This is a genomic window from Microcoleus sp. Pol7_B2 (assembly GCF_036701035.1).
In the GTDB taxonomy this organism is placed as follows: domain Bacteria; phylum Cyanobacteriota; class Cyanobacteriia; order Cyanobacteriales; family Microcoleaceae; genus Microcoleus.
On sequence record NZ_JAUBQB010000060.1, the window covers coordinates 1 to 19,357 of the forward strand.

18 protein-coding genes are annotated in these 19,357 nt (G+C 47.6%); 10 read left to right on the forward strand and 8 right to left on the reverse strand.

The features are described 5' to 3' along the window. Nucleotides 1-385: 385 nt before the first annotated feature. A complete protein-coding gene (gene ctpC / locus QUA57_RS20340) occupies nucleotides 386-1,741 on the reverse strand; it encodes a carboxyl-terminal processing protease CtpC (protein ID WP_333063327.1) in 1,356 nt (451 codons plus the stop codon). A gap of 264 nt (nucleotides 1,742-2,005) precedes the next feature. Continuing rightward, the gene (gene ispG, locus QUA57_RS20345; RefSeq protein ID WP_333063326.1) at nucleotides 2,006-3,229 is read right to left on the reverse strand and encodes a (E)-4-hydroxy-3-methylbut-2-enyl-diphosphate synthase; all 1,224 of its coding nucleotides are present in this window, start codon (nucleotides 3,227-3,229) and stop codon (nucleotides 2,006-2,008) included. A 79-nt stretch (nucleotides 3,230-3,308) separates the two neighbouring features. On the opposite strand from ispG, the gene QUA57_RS20350 reads away from it, so the two are divergent. The 7 genes from QUA57_RS20350 (at nucleotide 3,309) to QUA57_RS20380 (ending at nucleotide 6,673) form a co-directional block, all read left to right on the forward strand. Next, nucleotides 3,309-3,449 carry a hypothetical protein gene (locus tag QUA57_RS20350; RefSeq protein WP_333063325.1) on the forward strand — a complete coding sequence of 47 codons (141 nt, stop codon included), beginning with the start codon at nucleotides 3,309-3,311 and terminating at the stop codon, nucleotides 3,447-3,449. A 74-nt stretch (nucleotides 3,450-3,523) separates the two neighbouring features. Continuing rightward, nucleotides 3,524-4,903 carry a serine/threonine-protein kinase gene (locus QUA57_RS20355; RefSeq protein ID WP_333063324.1) on the forward strand — a complete coding sequence of 460 codons (1,380 nt, stop codon included), beginning with the start codon at nucleotides 3,524-3,526 and terminating at the stop codon, nucleotides 4,901-4,903. 50 nt (nucleotides 4,904-4,953) lie between these two features. Further along, nucleotides 4,954-5,364: a hypothetical protein gene (locus tag QUA57_RS20360; RefSeq protein ID WP_333063323.1), complete on the forward strand. Its 411-nt coding sequence runs from the start codon at nucleotides 4,954-4,956 to the stop codon at nucleotides 5,362-5,364. Then, nucleotides 5,364-5,846 (forward strand): hypothetical protein, encoded by a 483-nt coding sequence (locus QUA57_RS20365; RefSeq protein WP_333063322.1) that lies wholly within the window; start codon nucleotides 5,364-5,366, stop codon nucleotides 5,844-5,846. The genes QUA57_RS20360 and QUA57_RS20365 overlap by 1 nt, the downstream gene beginning before the upstream one ends. Then, on the forward strand, nucleotides 5,821-5,937 hold the full coding sequence (locus QUA57_RS20370; protein ID WP_333251297.1) for a hypothetical protein: 117 nt from the start codon (nucleotides 5,821-5,823) through the stop codon (nucleotides 5,935-5,937). The genes QUA57_RS20365 and QUA57_RS20370 overlap by 26 nt, the downstream gene beginning before the upstream one ends. 25 nt (nucleotides 5,938-5,962) lie before the next feature. Then, nucleotides 5,963-6,133 carry a hypothetical protein gene (locus QUA57_RS20375; RefSeq protein WP_333063321.1) on the forward strand — a complete coding sequence of 57 codons (171 nt, stop codon included), beginning with the start codon at nucleotides 5,963-5,965 and terminating at the stop codon, nucleotides 6,131-6,133. Between the two features lie 36 nt (nucleotides 6,134-6,169). Further along, entirely contained in the window at nucleotides 6,170-6,673 is a 504-nt protein-coding gene (locus tag QUA57_RS20380; RefSeq protein ID WP_333063320.1) for a DUF2243 domain-containing protein, read from the forward strand. Nucleotides 6,674-6,765: 92 nt separating this feature from the next. Here the strand turns inward: QUA57_RS20380 and QUA57_RS20385 are convergent, their stop codons facing one another. From QUA57_RS20385 to QUA57_RS20400, 4 genes are all read right to left on the reverse strand, one after another. Then, on the reverse strand, nucleotides 6,766-6,903 hold the full coding sequence (locus tag QUA57_RS20385) for a DUF4351 domain-containing protein (protein WP_333063319.1): 138 nt from the start codon (nucleotides 6,901-6,903) through the stop codon (nucleotides 6,766-6,768). 35 nt (nucleotides 6,904-6,938) lie between these two features. Further along, nucleotides 6,939-7,121 (reverse strand): hypothetical protein, encoded by a 183-nt coding sequence (locus tag QUA57_RS20390; protein WP_333063318.1) that lies wholly within the window; start codon nucleotides 7,119-7,121, stop codon nucleotides 6,939-6,941. Nucleotides 7,122-7,311: 190 nt separating this feature from the next. Next, a complete protein-coding gene (locus QUA57_RS20395) occupies nucleotides 7,312-7,674 on the reverse strand; it encodes a hypothetical protein (RefSeq protein WP_333063317.1) in 363 nt (120 codons plus the stop codon). A gap of 118 nt (nucleotides 7,675-7,792) precedes the next feature. Then, a complete protein-coding gene (locus tag QUA57_RS20400; RefSeq protein WP_333063316.1) occupies nucleotides 7,793-14,473 on the reverse strand; it encodes a translocation/assembly module TamB domain-containing protein in 6,681 nt (2,226 codons plus the stop codon). A gap of 454 nt (nucleotides 14,474-14,927) precedes the next feature. On the opposite strand from QUA57_RS20400, the gene QUA57_RS20405 reads away from it, so the two are divergent. Continuing rightward, nucleotides 14,928-15,302, forward strand: a complete 375-nt coding sequence (locus QUA57_RS20405) for a DUF3110 domain-containing protein (protein WP_190660024.1) — start codon at nucleotides 14,928-14,930, stop codon at nucleotides 15,300-15,302. 226 nt (nucleotides 15,303-15,528) lie between these two features. After that, a complete protein-coding gene (murQ, locus tag QUA57_RS20410) occupies nucleotides 15,529-16,443 on the forward strand; it encodes an N-acetylmuramic acid 6-phosphate etherase (RefSeq protein WP_333042206.1) in 915 nt (304 codons plus the stop codon). A gap of 99 nt (nucleotides 16,444-16,542) precedes the next feature. On the opposite strand, the gene QUA57_RS20415 is transcribed toward murQ, so the two are convergent. Then, nucleotides 16,543-17,070: an adenylate kinase gene (locus QUA57_RS20415; RefSeq protein ID WP_333063315.1), complete on the reverse strand. Its 528-nt coding sequence runs from the start codon at nucleotides 17,068-17,070 to the stop codon at nucleotides 16,543-16,545. Between the two features lie 441 nt (nucleotides 17,071-17,511). Between QUA57_RS20415 and QUA57_RS20420 the strand changes: the two genes are divergently transcribed. Further along, a complete protein-coding gene (locus tag QUA57_RS20420) occupies nucleotides 17,512-19,152 on the forward strand; it encodes a bifunctional diguanylate cyclase/phosphodiesterase (protein ID WP_333251293.1) in 1,641 nt (546 codons plus the stop codon). Nucleotides 19,153-19,162: 10 nt separating this feature from the next. Here QUA57_RS20420 and QUA57_RS20425 read toward each other — a convergent pair whose 3' ends face one another. Further along, nucleotides 19,163-19,330, reverse strand: a complete 168-nt coding sequence (locus tag QUA57_RS20425; RefSeq protein ID WP_333063313.1) for a hypothetical protein — start codon at nucleotides 19,328-19,330, stop codon at nucleotides 19,163-19,165. Nucleotides 19,331-19,357 lie beyond the last annotated feature (27 nt).

Here is a 19,357-nt window from a genome sequence, read left to right on the forward strand (position 1 = left end):
ATGAGGACGACCAGACATTTTAATGTTTTCCTTTACTTTTTTTTTAAGTCTATCATAACTTTATAAAAATGGTATTACTATTACTTTCCTCCGCATCGCGAAAGCTAACGTGATATCAAATCTGTTAGCAGCGGAATTCTTCAGATATTTCTTATCGACATCTGCGTGAATCTGCGTCAATCCATTGTCATCTGCGGTTTACATTCTCTTTTTTTAACCGCAGATGAGGGCAGATAAACACAGATTAACGCAGATGAATTATATAAATTTCGGTTGCACCGGACGAATTGCCAAAAACAGCGAAGCATTCGAGTTTAAAATCTGGGCTTTTAGCCGTAAATCTTCCCCCGAATGCTTTTTTTAACTGAAACCCTACACAGGTTTTCTACCTAGATTTAGAAGGTGCCTCACTCGGTTTTGCTTGCGCCGCATTCGGTTTAGGTGGCGCTGCATTCGGTTTCGACTCCGCCTTATTGTTCCCTGTTTTACCAGTAACTTGCTGTGTCAAAACTTCCATAGCTTTTGCGTACTGCGGATCTGCCGTTGTAGCGATTTTATCGCGATCGCGCCTCAATTCCTGTTTTTGAGCCTCGGTGAGTTCTACCTTAAAATCCGGTTCAATCCCGGCCTTGTTGATATCAGTGCCCTTGGGAGTAAAATACTTGGCAATTGTCACCGCCAAACCGGCACCATTTCCCACGCCGCGTACTGACTGAACTAAACCTTTACCAAACGTCTTTGTCCCCACTAAAACCGCGCGCTTGTTGTCTTGCAAAGCACCGGATAGAATCTCGCTAGCACTTGCTGAACCGCCGTCTACCAGTACAACTAACGGTTTGTCTGTGAGCTCTCCCTTATTTGCCGTTTGTTTATCGGCCTCACCGACTCGATCGACCGTCGAGACGATCGTACCTTCTTTGAGCCACATCCGAGCAATTTCAATACTTCCGTACAGCAACCCGCCGGGATTGGAACGCAAGTCTAAAATATAACCCGTTACCTTTTTCTGTTCCAAATCCTTAATTGCCGATCGCATTTCCGATGCAGCATTCGCACTGAACTGATTTAAGCGAATATAGCCGACTTCTCCGATCGGAGTTTTCTGCACCGACTTCCGCACGGGATGAATTTCTATTTTAGCCCGTTTCAGCTTAAATTCTAATTCCTTGCTTCCCCGCAAAATAGTCAGCGTCACCTCAGTATCCACCTGACCGCGAATCAAACTTACCGCTTGATTCGTATCCATGCCTTCTGTGCTCTTGCCGTCAATCTTAGTAATGATATCTTTTGCCAGAATACCAGCAGTAAAAGCAGGGGTATCTTCGATCGGCGAAATCACCACCAACTTTTTGGTTTCCTCATCTTGAGTCAACTGAATCCCAACTCCTGTCAGTTCCCCAGAAGTGTCAACCTGCATATTTCTGAACTCTTGAGGGTCCATAAACCGCGTATAAGGATCGTCCAGCTTCTTCAGCATTTCCCGAATTGCTTTGTAAGCTTCCTCGTCGCTGGTATAAGTCCGGTTCAAATATTCATTCCGCACCGCTTTCCAGTCAACCTGGTTAAAAGTGCCATCTACATAACTTTTGTCAATAATTTGCCAAACTTCATCAACCAACTCTTTAGGGCTTCCCCGAAAAGAAGCCAGAGATTTAGAACTGCAACCTGTGTTCGCAAGAGTTACAGCAGTGAGTACCACCGCTGCTGCACTTAGAACAAGCCCTCGTTTTGTTATAACCATTTGTCTGACGCGCGGGAGGAAAAGAGTTCAGAATAATTACGCTCAATCTAACACAGGCAAGGCCGGCTCGCGTTTGGCGTACATATATTATTCCACTTTGGCGAGTTTTGTTCCCTTTCGCCACAGGCAAGATGCCTGTGCCACAAAAAACTCTTGTGGGGTGGGCATCTTGCCCGCCACAGGCAAGATGCCTGTGCCACAAAAAACTCTTGTGGGGTGGGCATCTTGCCCGCCCCCAAACTTCAAAACTAAATCCAGCAAAGCCTACTCTGGTTCAACCCAGCGATCGTCCGATTTAATCAAATCAATCAATTCTTGTACACCTCGGTCTTCCGGCACTTTCTTAATTTCTTCCCGGCCCCGGTACAGCGAAATATAACCGGGCTGCTTCCCGACGTAGCCGTAGTCAGCATCAGCCATTTCTCCGGGCCCATTGACAATACAGCCCATTACTGCTATGTCCAAACCCGTGAGATGCTTGGTCGCCTCTCTCACTTGGTGTAACACTTCCTCTAAATTAAACAAAGTGCGACCGCAGGAAGGACAAGCGACATACTCAACCATCGTTTTCCGCAGTCCCAAGGCTTGCAGAATGCTGTAGCAAACGGGAATCTCCTTTTCTGGGGCCTCTGTCAGCGAGACGCGGATGGTGTCACCGATACCGTCAGCTAACAAAGGTGCCAGACCTGCGGTGGATTTGATGCGGCCGTATTCGCCGTCTCCTGCTTCCGTGACGCCGAGATGCAGGGGGTAATCCATGCCGAGTTCGTCCATCCGGTGCACCATCAAGCGGTAAGCAGCAACCATCACCGGCGCGCGGGAGGCTTTGAGGGAAATCACGATATTTCGGAAGTCGAGGGATTCGCAAATTTTGATGAATTCCAGGGCGGATTCTACCATGCCTTCGGGCGTGTCGCCGTAGGTAAAAAGCATCCGTTCGGCGAGGGAACCGTGATTAACGCCGATTCGCAAAGCCTTGCCTTGGTCGCGCAGGGAAATCACCAAAGGTTCCAGGGTTTCGCGGATTTTTTCACCAATTTCGGCGAATTCGCTGTCGGTGTATTCGCTTCTGTCGGCTTTCGGCTTCTCGAACACGTACAGTCCGGGATTGATTCTCACTTTGTCTACGTGTTTGGCCACTTCCAGGGCAATTTTCATGCCGTTGTGGTGGACATCGGCGACGAGGGGCACGGGTTGGTAGGTGGCGTGCAGTTTTTGCTTGATTTCGGCTAAGGCTTTGGCGTGGGCCATGCTGGGCACGGTGACGCGGACGATTTCGCAGCCTATCTCGTGCAAGCGCCGAATTCCGGCGACTGAACCGTCGATGTCGAGGGTGTCTTCGTTAATCATCGATTGTACGACGACGGGGTTGCCGCCGCCGATGGTGACGCTACCGACTTGGACGGGTCGGGTTTTGCGGCGTTTGATGGTGGTGTCGAAAATCGGTTGGCTAGATGCGGTTTTAGTGGGGTTCGGCAGAGTTTGCATAACTGGTTGCGAGTGTTCTGTAATTAGAGTTTATAAAATTGTGTCTGCTGTTTTTTAGGTTTGCACAGAAAGGGTCTGTTTGGACAAAGAGGTTTTGGGATTTAGGATTCTTAATGAGATTGCTGCGAATTTGTCGATCGAATTATGTCGGAAAAGGGCGATCGAACTAAAAGCCAACCATCACCGGGAAGGCGAACTGAAGTTGGGCCCGTGGAACTAAACCCAACCTACAAAATACAGTTAAAATACAGGCTAGACCGAGATAAAAATTAATATTAGTTGGCGGTGAGGGGAATGGTTTGGACACCGGGGCAGGGGTTAAATGGCGATCGGTATATTATTGAAGGCAAGTTAGGTGAGGGCGGCTTTGGCATCACCTACCTAGCGCAGAAAGCGTCAAACGGGCAGCGGGTTGTCATCAAAACGCTGAAAGACGACTTATTGAGCGATCCAGATTTTGCCCGGTATCGGGAAAGATTCCTGCAAGAGGCACTACTGCTATCTTTGTGCAGGCATCCCAATATTGTGCAAATAGACAACTACTTCACTCACGGTGATTTGCCTTGCATTGCGATGGAATATGTGGCAGGAGAAGATTTGTGGAAATGGGTGGCAAGGCGCGGCATTCTGTCAGAAACAGAAGCTTTAAACTACATCCGCAAAGCAGGAGAAGCCGTAATAGTTGTTCACGAAAAAGGTTTATTACATCGGGATATCAAGCCACCAAACATTATGGTGCGTGACAATCAAGATGCAGTTTTGATTGATTTTGGTTTGGCGCGGGGTTTTATTCCCGATCGCACTCAGCAAATGACTTTTGGATTAACACATGGTTTTGCGCCTCCCGAACAGTACGGGGAAATTGGCAGATTTGCTGAGTACACAGATGTTTATGCTCTGGCGGCAACGCTATACTATATGCTAACAAAAACACCACCAACTGCTGCATTTATGAGGGCTTTCAATGATCCTTTAAAGCCGCCGTTTCAGATTAATCCTAATATTAGCGAGGCGGTGGATCGGGCAATTATGAAAGGGATGGAAATGGATGAGACAAAGCGCCCTCAGTCGGTTCAAAAATGGTTGGATATGCTTTCTCAACCTACCCTTGATAATTGTGGGCAAAGAGGGGGTGTTTTGCCAACGATTCCTAGCCGGCAGCCACAGCCACAACCTGTAAAATTGATTTCAGTTGATTATAGTCAACTCGATTGGCTGTTGGCTAGCGGAAAATGGGAAGAGGCTGATGAGGAAACGTTGAATAAGATGCTGGAAGCAGCAGGGAGAACAGAGGATGGGTGGCTCAGAAGGGAAGATATCGATCGATTCCCCTGTGAAGACTTACGAACTATTGACCAACTTTGGGTAAAATACAGTAACGGAAATTTCGGTTTTTCGGTGCAGAAACGCATCTATGAAAGTCTGGGGGGAACCAGAGAATATGATAAGAAAATTTGGGACGCTTTTGGCGAGCGGGTGGGTTGGAATGTGAATAACAGATGGTTGTACTACAAAAATCTAACATTTTACACCGCAGCACCAAAGGGGAAACTCCCTTTAGGGCAGCGGAGAAGCTATATTCGGACCTCGGGGGGGCTCGTTTTTGGGTGTGTGGACGGGATGTGGGAAGGGTACTCTTCTCTCGCGTCGAGACTTGTAGAGTGTAACATCTAAAGGTTTCAGAACTTTGTTAACTACGGATAGATTAAAGCCACTCGCATAAAATGATAGAAAAAGGTGCAACAAGTGGCAGACCTTTCAATCCCTCGAAAGCTGGTGGAAAGATTCTCAACTTATCTTATCAAAATGTTAAAATTACTGATAAAGGCGTTGGCTTAGTTGAAGCTCATGTTCGCAAATTTAATCCAGTTGGTGAAGCTGAGCTAAGAATGGTTGGAAGGTTAAGAGGTATCACCGCCCAAACCCTTGTAGCCGAGCCTGTTGATTTACGCTTTTATACTCACGAGTTACGCGAGTATCTCAGGTATAAAAAGCTTGGCTACTCAACTGGACAACCCGCTGACCCGGATGAGGCTTATCAACTTGGGAATAATGCTCACACACCTACTCTTGAAGATTATAAATTAAAAGAAGGATTCGGCGTTTTATTTCCTCCGCGCGTAGAGGAATTTTGATGAAAAACCTAACTCAATTAACCCAGCTTGAATTAGTGCTCCTGGAATTAGTAGCTAAAGGTCAAGGAAAGTGGAGTTGGTACGAACTCGCGAATGCACTTTCCCGTAGAGATGTACCGCGAGAACCTGACATGATGGTTGTCTTAAAAAAACTGGCTGCTGATGGATTGGTTAAACGATATGTAGAAACTAATTCGCCTCGCGACAGATGGGAATTGACGCCAGAAGGGTCTATGGTGTTGGCAAACCCAAAAGCATATAGTCAAAGCAGAATTAGAATTTATTTAATTCCCCTCCGGAAATCAGAAAGCAAATCTTTTGCTTTTGTTGCCCGAGGCACCCAGATGCCTAGCAACAGGAACAACAATCGAGATTTAATTCCCCTCCGGAAATCAGAAAGCAATTCTTCTGATTATTTTACCAGAGTTCCCCCAATGCCTAGGGACAGGTACAACTATCGAGGAAGTCGAACAGCAAATTAAAGCAGCAATAGTTTTTCATTTAGAAGAGTTGCGTCAATCTGGTTCGTCTATTCCTGAAGCCAGGACTTTATGCAAATATGTTGAGGTTTAATGTAATGAAAACTATCAATTAGTATGTGGATGGTGTTTTAGAAGTTATTGCAGGTAAGATTCGATCGCACTTTCCAATCATCCATCAAAAATCAAGGCGCGATCGCACTTCACTCCAGAAATCTCTCTCGCGGATGATGCGATCGCCCCTCCTCCCCAGCAAAACTAAAAAATGTACTGGCAAATCCCTTCACTGACCCAGGCTCAGCAGTTAAATAATCTGAGGTTTTCCATTGGACGATCGCACAAACTCACCCTCCACCGCTGTTAACAACCGCCGACCTCTAATTATCGCAGGAATTCTCCTCGGTATCGGTCAATCCGGCTTTTTTGACGGCATTGTCCTGCACCAACTCCTCCAGTGGCACCATATGTTTAGCAGCGTTAAAACCGATACTACCGTTGCCGGTTTAGAATTAAATACCCTCGGAGATGGATTGTTTCACGCTGCGGATTGGTTGGTAACAGTGGCGGGAATCTTCTGTTTGTGGGGTGCTGTGAAGCGCAAAGATGTTCCTTTGTCAACTCAAACTTTTTTTGGTTCCATATTAATTGGTGCTGGATTGTTTGACTTTGTTGAAGGCATTGTTGACCATCAAATTTTGGGAATCCACCACGTCAAACCCGGTATCAACGAGTTAGCTTGGGATTTAGGATTTCTCGCTCTTGGAGTTAGTTTAGCGCTGTTAGGTTGGATGCTGGTACAGAAAGAAGTTCCCGCAGATACTAAAGTTTAAATGAATGCAGAGATTGGGAATTATACCAAATCCACGTTAAAAATCCCCGACTCTCTTTTTAACTCATCAGTTCATCCAGCAGCCGACTCCAACTACGCAATCAAATCCTCTTGACTCCTAAAATCCAACAAAGCTTCTGCCAAATCATCTAACTGTTCCGCAGATAATCCCTGGATGCTAGTTTGAAATTCCAGTGTAACATCACCCACCCGCCGTATGATATGACGCATAATTAATCCTATTTCCCCCTCAATTTTACCCCTTTCTATTCCTTGTTCGATTCCTGAACGGTGGCGTTGAGTACCTGAATTTCCACAACCACGGTTTTGTTGCCGATAATCTTGGCTTTGACATCCAGGTAAGTGTCTTTCAATCCTGTAACGCTTCCTGCTGAATAAGGGTCAATGATTTCTATTTCTTGGATGGTTGGTTCTCCGTTATACAGCATTGCATTTAGGAAGCTGATTAAATTTTCTGGATGTTCGGAAGATCAAAATATTCTTTTGAATGCAAAGTCTGCTTTGGGGCTGATGAAACCCATATTGTAGAAGGAAGAAGGAAAATGCAATATCTTAGGGATTTTTTGGTTGGTAGTTGCGCTTTACCACCCTTAGCGCAACTACGAAGTTTTTCAATTATCAGCCTGTGGCTTGAGTAGTAGCAGGCGACACAACTAGCTTTCCAGTTATATCCATCGTCGCAAGCTTCAGCACTTCATTAAAAGCTAAACCCCGAATTTTGAGTTCCCACCGAATGCCTTTTGCTTTCATTCGCTTGGCTTTCCGCATATCGACATCAGCAGCTTTTTGATGCAAGAGCAAATATTTCATTGCTGCTGTAGCTTCTACTTTTGTGGGAAATGCAATATAAGTGATAAATCCGCCGTCCCAATGATTGGCGTTGCGGACACTGCTGATAGTCGCAACTCTCGGACTAAATCGGTTCCAGTACAAGTCGCCGTAGCCGATCGACTGTGTATTAACTTGGAGTTTGTTTGCCATTTGACTTAACTCCTATAACCTTGTGTGCGGGGTTAGCAGCACCAATTTGCTGCTATTAACTATTATAGCAAATTACTTAGAAATTGGTAACTGTTGGCTGTTGGCTGTTGGCGGATGTCTAAAACCTCAATTCATATTCAGCAGTGACGCGATTGTCTCCTTGAAAATTACTCGAACCCCTGAGTAAAATTTTATCGCTCAATCGATAACGCACAGTAAATTCTGTCGGTTGATTTGCTGACAAAACTCGAATGATTGAGGCTGAAATATTGCGCGTGATGTCAAACCCAACTTCTAAACCTAAACCGAGAGAACCCGCACCAGAACTGGAACTAGCTGTTTGTACTTCGTTGCCTCTAATCCGAGTGGGAAATAAGCGAAATTCGCTCAATCCTGTGGCGTTAGTAATCGCAGATTGAAGGTTGTTCAATAAACCCGCACCGGCTAAATTTGCGATCGCCAGTGTACTGTCTCCCTGTCCCAAAGTCTGCACGAAACTGCCGCCCAAGAGCGCTACAATCTCTGTTTCCGATCGACTCGGAGAACTCCTCAACTCCAGACTTTCCGCCAACTGAGAAGCTCTTCCCTGCACTAACGCTTGAATTCGGACACTCCGCACATTGCCGAAACTTGTCGGTTCGTCTGCGATTTCAGAGGCTACAGATGTGCCGGGAGTGCGGAACCGCGTTACTTCCTGCACCGAAGTTGCTAATCTCACATCCAGCGTCGGATCGAGTCCTTGTGTTGGTACAAAGATCGCAGTCTGCGGGTATCCTCGATCGAGTCTAAACTCTGTCGTAAACAAATTCACCGACCCGGAAGTCAACCGAATCGTACCCTCTGGGCGAAGGTCATCTAAAGTTCCATTCACCCTCAAGCCCCCAGTCGCCTGAAAACTCAATATCGGCGCACTTGTGACCCGAATTCCCCGACCCAAATTCAGCCGCAAATCGTTCAATCCAACTTCAAAGGAAGGGGAAGTCGGAGTTGCAGGGGAAGGAGAAACCTCAGTTGTAGGGGAAGCAGAAACGTCAGTCGCAGGGGAAGCCGAAGATGTAGAAGCAGAATCGGAAGCAGAAGAGGAAGAAGCTAACTCAGTTGTGCCGCCACCGGGACTCCGGAGAAATACTTCGCCGTTGTACAGTTCAATATTACCGCTCAACTGCGGGCGCCTAGCCGTGCCCCTTGCCTGCACTTGACCGACAACGCCGCCGCTGTACAATCCTCTGAGGTTCACTGCCAACTTGTCGAGATTCACAGCCAGGGGATTATCCGCATCGACATCGCCCTCCGCGAAGGGCACAGACAGCGGAATCACGCCAGCGGCCACAACTTGCCCCTGACTCAACTGTCCCCGAATTCCCTCTACCCGAATACGATCGCCCTCGAAGCGCACCGTCCCAGTCAGCCCTGTCAGCGGTTCTGGGAAGGCTTGCGCGCGGACAGTTGCATTTTCAAAATTCGCAATTCCTTGCGCTATAGGGTCTTGCAGCGTTCCTCCCACGCGAATTTGCACCTGTCCCTGGCCGCTGACCCACGCCACTTGCGGAGTCAATACATTAATAATTGCCAAACCTTCATTTTGCAAATTTGCCCTCACATCAATTTGATTGCTATCAGCTTTCACGGCGGCAAACGGCAACTCAAAAGGCAAACTTCCCTGCACTTCAATCGGTTCGGTTTGAGTTACCAAAGCGCTGCCGCCAAAATTCAGGCGGGCATTGCTGTAACTGAAACTGCCGTCGGCTTGCTTAATCGGTTCTCCGTTTAGCGTACCCTCAAGCAAACTCAATTCTCCCGTGGCTTGCGGGTTTTCCAAACTGCCGGCCAAATTCGCCCGCAAATTCAAATTTCCCGTGACATCCACAAAAGGCAATTCCACCAGTTTTGCCAACTCTTCCACCGGCACATTTTCTACCCGCAACTGCCCGGATTGAGCTTTTTGCCCTAGTTGTCCCGAAAAGCCGATCGCACTTTTTCCCGATCGAATTTCCAAAGGCAAAACAGTTAATATCCCGTCCTGAAAACTGCCTTCAATGCTGAACTTTTCAGCGACATATCTTCCCCACTGCCAGTTATCGCCTTTCACGTTAAATTGAGCTTGCACGCCCGTTTGCAAAGAACCTGCGACAGCAATTTCCGCGCCAAAAGTGCCTTGCAATTGGGATAAGGCAGGCAATTTTTCTGATGATTTAACTGCCTGCTGCTGCTGCAAAATAGTTTCAATTTCGGCCAAGCGGCGCAACTGTACAATTAGCGGGGCTTCTGGTTCTCCTACTGCTACAGTTTGCACGTCGCCGCTGTCACCGTAAACCGGAGGTTTTAAGCCTCTAGCCAAGTCGCCTAAATTGAAATATTGCAAAGCCGCTAAAACCTGCTGTAAATTGCCTTGCTGGACGTTAACTTTCCCGGCAAATTGCGGGTTGGCGCCTGTTTGAACATTGCCGGAAATTAAATATTGACCGCTGCCTTGGCGGAATATGCCATTTGTGAGAGTGGCGCTGCCGTTAGCGTAGCTGAATTCGGCTTGGAAACTGTCACCTTTAATGTAGCCGATCGCCGGTTGGGCGATCGCAATTTGTCCGCTTGCTTGCAAAGTCGCCGGATTTAACGGCATCTTCCAACCGGGCACATTTACTTGTCCCGAAACCGTACCGGTTATCGGCCCCAAACCGACCTCTTTACCGGGTGATAGATTCAAAGCAGCGAGGGGAAAATCGCTTAAATTAACTCGCAAAGTTTCTCCCTCGGTTTGGCCCCTAGCCACGGATTCCCCGCGTTGAATTAAGAAAGATGTCGGCAGAAAAGATTGATTTAAAGCTACTTCAATTTTGTCGCTGGCGCCGGCCAAACGCAAATCTACACTTTTCCCAGCATCCGCATTCACACTCCCCGCCAGTACCGGGTCAAAAGCGATTTGATTTACTGCTAAATCCCGCACTTCCACGTCGCCAACTAAGCTGAGGGCGGCGAGGGTTCCGGTGAGGCTGCCGGTAAAATCGACATTGCCGCGCAGGGGTGGGTTTTGCTGTGAGGAATTTTTGTCCCCAATTGCAGACAAAAATCCTAGTTGTTCTGCGGGTAAGGCTTCCAGGTTAAAGTTGGCGAGTTTGACATCCAAATCTAAGTTGGAAATTGAGGCCCCTCCTTTACCTCCGAGTTCGACGTTAACAAAGCCGTTTGCTGTCAAACCGGGAGTTGTGGCGTTCTCAATTTCCACCCGTTTGCCGTCCCAATTAAATACTGCCTCAAAAGGTTGTTTCAAAAATGGCAATTCCGAGATGCGGAAACTGCCGCCGGCGCGAACATTTTGTAGGGGCGGTGCCCCCGTGCCCGCCCCAATCGGGCCGGATAAATTGATATTGCCGTTAAACAATCCTACAAGCTGGGGGAGATTTTGGGAAGCAGAGGCTACACCTCCGGTTTGCAAGCTTTGTCGCTGCGACTCAAATGCTTGCTGGAAGCGACTTAGAGCAATTTGCTCGCCCTCGATAGACGCGCGCCAATTCCCCGATGCGGCGCTGCCTTTAGCATTGACAATTCCTCCGCCGTTGGCGAGTCGAATTTGTCCGTCGCCGTTGGCGGTGATGTTGTTGGCTGTTAGATTATCTACTGTTCCCAAAATGCGGACTTGGCCGTCGAGGGTTCCCTCAATTTCTGGCGGTAAATCCGCTGTCAGCAAACCTGTTTGTTTGAGGGTTTGTTCTAAATTACTGACGGCAATTCCGTTTGTTTCCAGCAATGCTTGCAAGTTGCCGTTTTCCAATTTTGCCGTAGTATCGATCGCCCCGAGTCGATCGACCACAATCACTCCCTCTCCGCTACCACTAATTCCCTTGGCTGTCAAGTTATCCAAACTGCCCGCTGCTTGGAATTCGCCGTTAACTCTGCCGTCAAATCCTTTAGGCAAAGTCGCCGTTAGCGGAAACAGTTGGAGATTGCGAACAGTTTGTTCTAAGCGGCTGAGAATAACTCGATCGGCATCGGCGAAAGCTTGCCAGCGTCTGTCTTCTAATTTACCTCTAAAAGCAAGAGTACCGTCCCCTATATTGAGTTTGCCGCTGCTGCTGACGCCTATGTCAGCGGCGGTTGAATTATCAAGACTGCCGCTGGCTTGAATTTGATTGGATATTTGTCCGTCAAGCGATTGGAGATTTTGGATTTTGGATTTTAGATTGTTGATATTGGCGACTGTTTGGGGATTGTCAGCAGCGAAAGCTAACCCAACATCTAACAGGGGCAATCCTAAATCTCCTAAGCGCCGGATGGAAGTGCGATCGGTTTCTGCTGTTGCTTGCCAGTTTCCCGCTACCAATTCTCCTTTTAAATTAACATTGCTGCCAGCAAGATTGAGTCTGCCGCTGCCGCTGGCATTGATGCTGCTACCCGTCAAATTGTCAAGACTTCCCGATGCTGTAATTTGACTCGATAGGAGTCCGTCAATCGATTTTAGATTTTGGATTTTGGATTTGAGATTGTTGAGATTGGCCGATTGCTGATTTTCGGGATTGAATGCTGAAGCCACATCTAAAATCGGCAGTGTCAAATCTACCAAGCGGCTGATGGAAGTGCGATCTGTTTCTGCTGTTGCTTGCCAGTTTCCCGCTACCAATTCTCCGTTTAAATTCACATTGCTGTCGGCAAAATTGAGCCTACCGTTGCCACTAACATTGATTCCGCCAGCAGTCAAATCGTCAACATTTCCCGCAGCTTGAAATTTACCTGCTAGCTGTCCGTTTAACGTTTTAAAATTTTGGATTTTAGCTTCTAAATTCTCCCGATTGGCGGGCGTTTCCCGTGTTAATAACGGCAACCCGATATCAATCAATTGATTGACAGCAACTTTTTCAGTGTTGCCGAAAACTTGCCAACGACCCGATTCTAGTTCGCCATTAACATCAACAATACTGTCAGCAATATTCAGCGTTCCCTTGCCCGTCGCAGCGATCGCATTTAAACTCAAATCGTCCAGAGTTCCGGCAGCTTCGGCGGTTCCGCTGAACAAACCAACCCGTTCAGGAGGCAAATTAAGGTCTGGCAGAACTTGCTGCAAACTGTTGAGGGCAACGCGATCGCCCTCGATGATAGCTTGCCACTGACGGTCTTTTAGTGCAGCATCCACGTTAACAGAAGCGTCGCCAATTTTCACAACCGTATTTTGCAAATCCGCCGAATTCCTTGCGGCTCGAATTTGGCCCGCTGCGGGGAAAGTTCCTTGCGGTGCTTGCCATTGAACTCTCGCTTGAATGTTGTCTAACGGACCAAAAATTTGAGCTTTTGCGGAGACACTGCCAATTGTAACAGTAGCAGGAATTGGGAGAGCGTAAATTTGGGCGAGATTATCTGCAGGCAAGTTTTCAGCTTGCAAGTCAAACACCAAACCAGATGGATAATTGCTACTTTTTAAAGCAATATCAACTTGACCTTTGCCGCCAATTTTACCACCCGCCGCAGGCACTACCAAGATATCGCTCAAAGCCAATGATAAAGAGGAAAACGGGGGAATAGAAGATTGAGAATTTGGAGTTGGGGTTTTAGCTATTTTCCCGCGTTCCAATTTGAAATTAGTGCTAATATTATTTAATTGCAGTCGATCGACCGTAGCGGGTTTTGTCGAGGCGATCGCACCTGTCACCACCGGTTGATCGACGGTTCCAGTTAGCTTGACATCCGCTTTCACTTCCCCGGCAACAGCAACGGGTAATACTACTTTCTGTCCTAACTCTGTCTCCACCGCACTGACAACACTTGCAAAAGCCACTGGTTGCACGCTAGTTGCCAGATTGAAGCTAGCGTTCTCCAAATTAAAATTAGTTCCAGTTGCAACTGTTCCGGCTATTCTAAGCGGAATTAGACCGTAATTAGCCGCCAGACTATCGACAATCACAGTAGTTCCCTGAAACCGCAACTGACCGCTGCTATTTTGTATGATTTGTTTCAAGGGAGAAATACTCGCTTGCACTCCTGCAAAACTAGCGGTTCCGGTAATTCCCGATACTTTATTCTCTCGCACTTGCACGGTCAAATTGCCATTAGCAAGACCTTTTTGTAAAGAAATGCCGGAAAGTTTCAGCAAGCGAGCGAGGTCGGACAAAGGCAAATTTTGACCTTGCAACTGCAGGTTAGTTTGAGCTGCAGGTAACATAGAATCAGCTTTAAGTATAAAATTATCGCTGTTAGTAAACTGACCGTTTACTTCGTAGAGAACTCGCTGGTTTTGGTCGCGAAATAGAGCACTGCCATTTTTCAGATTTACAGAAATAGGAGCCGAAGTTGTCTGCCCGACTGCGGGGCGCGGTACCAAAACTGCGACGGTATTTTCAGCTCGAATTGCTTCAACTTCAGTTTTAAATAAACCCGGAGATTTCTGCTCCGCAGTTGGAATATTAACCCAGCGGCCTTTAGCATCCTGTTCGATATAAGCGCTGGCTTTAACTAAGGTAATATCTAATTTGAGATTGCGGGTGAACAGCAGTTGCAAAACCGAAAACTTTACTTTAACTGCTTCTGTAGAAGCGTAATCCGGATCGGTAGGAGTTGCAGGTAAAGTCGATCGGCCAAACCGCAAACTTGTGGGAGAAAATCCCTCCAAACGTCCGAGTTGCACGGGCCGCTTCAGCAACTGACTGACTTCAGTTTCCACCAAAGGAGCTAACTTTTCCCGCACCCACTGGTATCCTACCGCCGCCGCAACCAAGGCGAGAATACCCAATCCCGTACCGCTAAGCAGCAGCAGACGCCACCAGCGGCGGTGGGGACGGGGTGCGAGTTGATTTTTGTTATCGTCGGAGTTAGTCATGGGTGTTTCTCAGAAATCAGAGAATTCAGGAATTAAGAAAATCAGCCGATTTTAGACAGGTATAATTTCTATGATTCGCCAGCGTGGCTTCTGCCTTTGGTAGACTCAGAATTTAGGTCGGAAGTGCCGATCGGGCGCAGCGAAGGTCGAAGGCACGCCCCCACTCCAGGGTAGACTCCAGAAACCTTTACCGAACTTAATCAAAACACGCAAGATCACCTAAAACCAAGTCCTCCAACTCCCCCAAATCCTCTAGGTTTCCCCCGCTGTGCAGGATCGGCGGTCAATCTAAAATCTCAAATATCAAACCAAGTCGTCCAAATGCCCCAATTCCTTTCGATCCCGCCAGTGCAGGATCGCTGGTCAATCTAAAATCTAAAATATAAAATTTAAAATCGGTTGCCCGATCGCTTCTAAGATAAAAAAACGGTGGTTAAGAAGGTCTTTAAAACTTATGCGAGTGTTCGTCTTACTCTTCAATGCCCGCACCGAGAATGAGGGAATTCATACCATTCAACTCGGCGATCGCAATAAAGTTCTGATGTTTGAGTCAGAAGACGACGCCACCCGCTTTGGCGTGATGTTGGAAGCTCAGGATTTCCCAGAGCCCACTGTCGAGGCGATCGACGAGGAGGAAATTAAGGATTTCTGCAACAGTGTTGATTATGATTGGGAACTCATACCGGCGGGGGCGCTGGAGATTCCGCCAGAAAACAATGTAACACAAACTCAGTGGCAGCCGGAGCCGGAGCCGGATCTCGATCTGGATTCTGAGGTGTCCCAAAACGAACTGGATTCTATTCGCCGCCGACTCGAAGGACTTTTGTAAAAGGAAGGTTCGGGAACGGATTGTGTAGCGGAGCTAACGGATGGATATTGAGATTCGAGGCTCGATGTGAAGAAGGAAGAGGGAAGAAGGATAAATTTAATCTCTTCCAGCGTACTCCATCAAGGGCTTGATTTGTAGATACAGGCTTGCAGGCTGAACCTGGGAGTCTGTATGTCTCTTGACTTCGCTTGAAGACCGACAACTGACAATTAACAACTGAGAAAAAATGAAGAATTTGGAAGAACGGGGCCATCTGCTGACTGAACAGGTGAATACCAACAGCGAGAATTTAGACCAACTCAGTTCGATCGAATTAGTGGACTTGTTCAACCGGGAAGACGCCCAAACCTTAAGCGCGATCGCCCGTGCCCGCGAACAGTTAGCCCAAGCGATCGATATTGCAGCCGAGTCTCTGCGTCAAGGAGGTCGCCTGTTTTACGTCGGTGCGGGTACTTCCGGACGTTTGGGGGTGCTGGATGCGGCCGAGTGTCCCCCCACCTTCTGCACGCCGCCAGAACTCGTACAGGGCATAATTGCCGGGGGTGCGGGGGCTTTGGTGCGGAGTTCGGAGGATTTGGAGGATCGGGCTGAAGATGGGGCTGAGGCGATCGCCCACCGTCACATTACCAACTTAGATGTGGTTGTCGGGATTACGGCTGGAGGTACGACGCCGTTTGTCGCGGGCGCTTTGCAGGCGGCACGCCAGCGGGGGGCGAAGACTGTGTTTATGGCCTGCGTACCCGTCGAACAAGTGAATTTTGAGGCTGATGTTGATATTCGGTTGTTGGTTGGCCCGGAGGTAGTGGCGGGTTCGACGCGCTTGAAAGCGGGTACAGTAACAAAAATGGCTTTAAATATCATTTCGACTGGCGTAATGGTGAAGCTGGGGAAAGTTTACGGCAATCGGATGGTTGATGTGGCGGTGACTAATAAGAAATTGCGCGATCGGGCTGTGCGGATGTTGCAGGATTTGACTGATTTAAGCCGGGAGGAGGCGGGTTTTTTGCTCGAAAAAAGTGGCAAGTCTGTTAAATTAGCTTTGATGATGCACTGGACTAATTTGGAGAAGGAAGAGTGCGATAGAATTTTGGGCGAGTTTCAAGGGAATTTGCGATCGGCTGTGGCATCAATTAGTCAGTAGTCATCAGTCATTAGTGATTAGTGAGAGGTGATTTGTTAGCACAATGCCTTTCGCCGATCATGCCCCATGCCCCATGCCCCATTCCCTATTCCCAAGTCATTAGTGATGAGTCATTTGCACTATCGATTCAAAAAATTGTGAAATCTCTTCAGTGGACCTGATGTGATAAACACTTTTGGTATTTTGAGCGCGATCGACATACTCGCGATATCTGGGAGTTAAATACTTGTGACACAACCAAAGAACACGGTAACTATTAATTGAACTCTTCAAGATAGGACTCTTTTGGGGCCAGCCTTCTGGCGGTATAAACTTACCTGTAATCAGCCGTTTAGTCACCCACCAGAAATGCACGTATAGGGGCAGATCGACAAAAACCAGAGTATCTGCCTCGTTGAGTCGAAGCCATAGGGTTTCCATGCACCCAAAACCGTCTATAATCCATCGGTCAGTCGCCAAAATTTTCTCATGGGTATGCTTATATTCTTCATTGGGAACCTCAGCGCCCCCAGATTGATATTGAATTTTATCCAAGGGGTAAAGTGGCAAACCAGTGATTTCCGATAATCTCTTGCTGAGAGTTGATTTACCACCTCCAGCGTTGCCAAACACCGCTACTTTTTTCATAGTTACCCTTTTAGTAATTTAGTTATTAGTCATTAGTTATTAGTTATCAGTAGCGGACTCAAAGCTGAAGATAGAGCGAATTTGTAGCTTTTAAAAAAGTCAACTTCGGTGATTTTTGACGTGGATCATTGACGTTTTTTAGAAATGCGATTAGGGTCAGTATATATATTTGTTATTTGGCGATCGCTTGGATATTTTATCACACAAGCGGTCGCGGTTCGGTATTGTCGATCGATTTGTAAAATATCGGTCAAATCTAAGGCGATCGCTCCTTAGTTAAAAAAGCCGTTTCTGAAGCCAACGCACCTAGTACGAGACTGCTGGATACTCTACCCACTTTAAATTCTCAAACCGAGTCATATGCAACCAAAGCCTAACCTTAACCTATACTCATCCTTGGCGCATCTCCCCTGGCTGAAAAAAAGCTACACTGCCAAAATTATGGTGGTTGCATTTTTAGGCACGCACGTTCCTTTGCTAACCTTAATGGTCTGGTTTCTTACCTCAAACGCTTACTCTGTAGAGACATCAGTCCGGGTTCTGCTGATTGCTCTGCTGGCGACATTAGCAGGTACGGCAGCAACGCTTTCTACGCTACGCTACCTCCTGGTTCCGGTAATCTTAACCTCGGAGGCTCTACAAAACTACCTCGATACAAGAACATTACCGAACTTACCCACAGAGTTTGCTGATGAAGTCGGTACGCTGATGGCAAATTCCTCACAAACGCTTTACAAACTAGATGAATTGATTAATTACATTACCCATTACGATGAACTGACTGGATTGCCAAATCGTGACTTATTCTGCGATCGCCTGAATCAAACCCGATCTCAAAATCACTCACCCTTGGTCGCAGTGCTCGTATTGGGTATCGACGATTTCACAGGGATGCGCCATGCGTTGGAGCCTGGGATATGCGACTTACTAATTAGAGCCGTTTCCCAACGGGTGGTACAGTGCATGGATGGGTCAGATGTCTTGGCGCGTTTGAGCGATGGTGAGTTTGCGATCGCTCGCAGCGAACTCCACTCGCTGGAGAGTGTGGTCAAGCTATCCCAACTGCTGCTGAGTACGCTAGCAAAACCTTTCTCTGTAGAGGGTCAACCGATCCACCTCACCGCCAGTCTTGGCATTACATTGAACCATTTAGAAAATACCAATTCTCCAGAGCAACTTCTTCAGCAAGCTCACTTCGCACTTCATCAGGCAAAGCAGCAAGGGCGGAGTCACTATCAGTTTTATTCACCCGAAATGAACGTTCAGTTACAGGAGCGACTGGCCCTAGAAAATAGCCTGCGCGGAGCGCTGGATCGTAATGAACTACTGGTTTACTATCAACCGCTGATCGACTTGCACGGCGGACGGGTGACAGCAACGGAGGCGCTGGTTCGCTGGCAGCATTCTACAGAGGGTTTGGTCTCTCCGGCAAAATTTATTCCGATCGCCGAAGCCAATGGCGAGATCGTCCCCATTGGTGAATGGATCTTGCGAACGGCTTGCGCTCAAAACCGTCGCTGGCAACTCGCAGGGCTGCCAGCCCTGCGGATTTCGGTGAACCTGTCGGCTCGACAATTTGAGCAGGCGAATCTGGTTGAGATGGTTCGCCAAATTTTGGCAGAGACCGAACTCGAAGCTGCGTATTTAGAACTGGAAGTGACTGAAAGTGCATTGATGACTGACATTGAGCGATCGGTCAAAACCTTAACGCAACTGCGAGAACTTGGCGTGTCGATCGCCCTAGACGACTTTGGCACAGGTTATTCTTCCCTCAATTACCTGCAACGGTTTCCGGTTAATATGCTCAAGATCGATCGATCCTTTGTCAACGATATACTGTCTAACCCGGACAGCGCCACCATTACTGATGCCATCATTGCTCTGGCAAAAAGTCTGCGGTTAACGATCACCGCAGAAGGCATTGAAACCAAGGAGCAGCGTGACTACCTGCAAGCGCGAGGCTGCGATGAAGGTCAAGGGTTTTACTTCAGTCGCCCTGCTAACGCTGATACAATCACCAAACTGCTAAAGGACTCGCTTCAGTCTGATCCAGCATCTATCGCTCTTGCCACCCACTTTTAAGCTGAACCAGTCAAGAACTCGCCGTCAACCCGAAGGGTATGACGGAAGCTTGCAAAAAGCTCTGACTTGACGGGATTAAGTTGGCTTTCACCGGTAATGCGATCGTAAACTCAGTACCCCTGCCTGCGGTTGAGTTGACGGCGATCGTAGCGCCGTGTTTTTCCGTCCACGACTGCATAACAACTAATCTCTCAAAACAGCCACC